The organism is Myxococcus sp. AB025B, from assembly GCF_006518215.1.
In the GTDB taxonomy this organism is placed as follows: domain Bacteria; phylum Myxococcota; class Myxococcia; order Myxococcales; family Myxococcaceae; genus Myxococcus; species Myxococcus fulvus.
The window spans coordinates 1-2,331 of sequence record NZ_SRLW01000567.1 but is presented as its reverse complement, the minus strand read 5'-3'; the positions used below and the strand labels follow the sequence as shown (position 1 = coordinate 2,331).

3 protein-coding genes are annotated in these 2,331 nt (G+C 70.9%); all 3 read left to right on the top strand.

Going from position 1 to position 2,331, the window contains the following annotated elements; translation table 11 throughout:
* On the top strand, positions 1–366 hold a 366-nt coding region (gene tnpB / locus FL311_RS42640), incomplete at its 5' end, for an IS66 family insertion sequence element accessory protein TnpB (RefSeq protein ID WP_141333341.1).
* A gap of 40 nt (positions 367–406) precedes the next feature.
* Positions 407–1,900, top strand: coding sequence for an IS66 family transposase (locus FL311_RS42635; protein ID WP_141333340.1), 1,494 nt, complete (start codon positions 407–409; stop codon positions 1,898–1,900).
* Positions 1,901–1,911: 11 nt separating this feature from the next.
* A complete protein-coding gene (locus tag FL311_RS42630; protein WP_141333338.1) occupies positions 1,912–2,268 on the top strand; it encodes a hypothetical protein in 357 nt (118 codons plus the stop codon).
* The last annotated feature ends 63 nt before the right edge of the window (positions 2,269–2,331 follow it).

Here is a 2,331-nt window from a genome sequence, read left to right as displayed (position 1 = left end):
AAGAGCTTCGACACGCTGGCCACGCTGGTGACGGGCCACATGGGGCGCGACCTGCTGTCGGGCGACGTCTTCCTCTTCGTGGGAAGGAGCCGTCGGCGGGCCAAGGCCCTCTTCTTCGACGGTACGGGCCTGTGTCTGTTCTCCAAGCGATTGGAGCGAGGCCGTTTCGCGGCCCTCTGGAAACACGAGGCACTGGGCGCGCCCGTGCAGTTGGCGCACTCCGAGCTCGCGCTCTTCTTCGAGGGCAGCGAGCTCGTCGGGCGCGCTCCCGCCCCGGCGACGCCGCTGCCTCTCTTCGCACGGGCGCGTGGCCAGCACGCAGGCCAGGAGGTAGACAGCGAGCCCTTCGTCGGCGCCGCGCGCTGACGTCCGTCGACGCTTGCCTCCGGACGCACCGCCATGGCTCATGCACGCAACCATGGCGGTGCACCTTGCACAGGAGAAGGACGTGGAGCGGCTGCGACAGGCCGCGCTCCTGCTTGAAGCGGAGAATGCCCGGCTGGTGCGCCGCAACGTGGAGCTCACCCGCGCGCTGCTGACGGCGCAGGGCGCTGACGCCAGGCACCTCCAGCTACGACTGGCCGAGTTGGAGCGCCAGTTGGACAATGCGCGCGCCGCGCTCTTCGCGCCCTCCAGCGAGAAACGCCCGGCCCCTCGGCCCGAGGACATGCACGCCCCCGCAGCAGTGCGGCGTGGCCATGGCCCGCGTGTGCAGCAGCCCCTCCCGCTGGTGGAGGTGGTGCACGTGCTGGACGAGGCCGACACGCAATGCCCCTCCTGTGGAGGGCAGCTGGCGCCCATGACGGGCTGCTTCGAGGAGTCGGAGGAAGTCGACGTCCTCGAGCGCCGCTTCGTCCTCAAGCGCCACCGCCGGCAGAAGTACCGCTGCGCGTGCAACGCGTGCGTCGAAACAGCCCCTGGGCCCCAGAAGCTGCAGCCCCAGGGGCGCTACTCCCTCGACTTCGCCGTCGAGGTGGCCGCCTCCAAGTACCTGGACCACCTGCCGCTGGAGAGGCAGGTGCGCGCCATGGCGCGCGAGGGCCTCACCTGCGACAGCCAGACGCTGTGGGACCAGCTGTCGGCGCTGGTGCGTCTGCTGCTGCCCACCTACGACGCGCTGTGGGCCTACCAACTGCTGCGAGGAGTGCTGGGCGCGGACGAGACGCGCTGGCCGCTGCTGGGCAGCCAGGGCCAGGCGAAGTGGCACCTGTGGGCGCTCGCCTCGTCCACCGCCGTCGTCTACCGCGTGGCCCAGGGCCGCGGCGCCCAGGCGGCGCGAGAGCTGCTGAAGGGGTACTGCGGCCTGCTCATGACGGACGGCTACGCGGTGTACGACGCGCTGGCCGCCGCCAGCCAGGGGCGCTTCGGTGTCGCGCACTGCTGGGCCCACGCGCGAAGGAAGTTCCTGGAGTGCGGGGCGCCCGAAGCCGACGTCGCACTCCACCTCATCGGCGAGCTGTACCGAATCGAGCGGGAGTACCGCACCGGGCCGCCCGACGAAGCCCGCCTGCTGGCCCTGCGGCAGCAGCACAGCCGCCCTCTGCTGGAGCGCCTGCACGCGTGGGCGCTCGCGCAAACCGCGCTCCCCGAGTCGGGCTTCGGACGTGCGCTCGCGTACCTGGGCAAGCTGTGGCCGGGCCTCACCCGCTTCGTCAACGACGCGCGAGTGCCCCTGGACAACAACTCCACCGAGCGCGCCCTGCGGGGGCCCGTGGTGGGACGAAAGAATCACTACGGCAGCAGAAGTCGTCGTGGCACCCAGGCCGCCGCCCTCTTCTACTCACTGCTGGAGTCCGCGAAGCTGTGCGGCCTCGAGCCGAAGGCCTACTTGCGCGCCGCCGCGCTCGCCGCCCTGCGCGGGCAGCCGCCACTGCTACCCCATCAGATGATGGCCCACTGAGGAGCTCCTCCATGGAGACGAAGATTTCGGCAACCCTCCTGGACTACGCCTCGCCGCTCTTCGAAGGCATGCCCCCCAGCGTGCCCCTCGAGCAACGTCGCGGCACCCTCCAGGTGGCCATCACCGTCTGGAATGCGCTCGTTACCGCGGCCTGGGGCGGGGAAGACTTGCTGCCGGACCTCTACCGCCGGCTCGACGTGCTACCGGAACCGGGGCGCTCCACCATGCGCGCCACCATCGACATGCTGGTGGCCCGCAAGCGCCAGCTCTTCGCCCGTGACTTGCGTGGCATCGGCGCCTGGGAACTCCGCCAGACGGCGAACGGTGACGTCTCCCTCTGGGCGGAAGCTCGCGCCCCTCGCCGCTGAGTCCCGCGCCGCCCCTTTCACGATTCTCCTCGACGCGCCAGACGGGGCCCGGCGAGGAGTTAC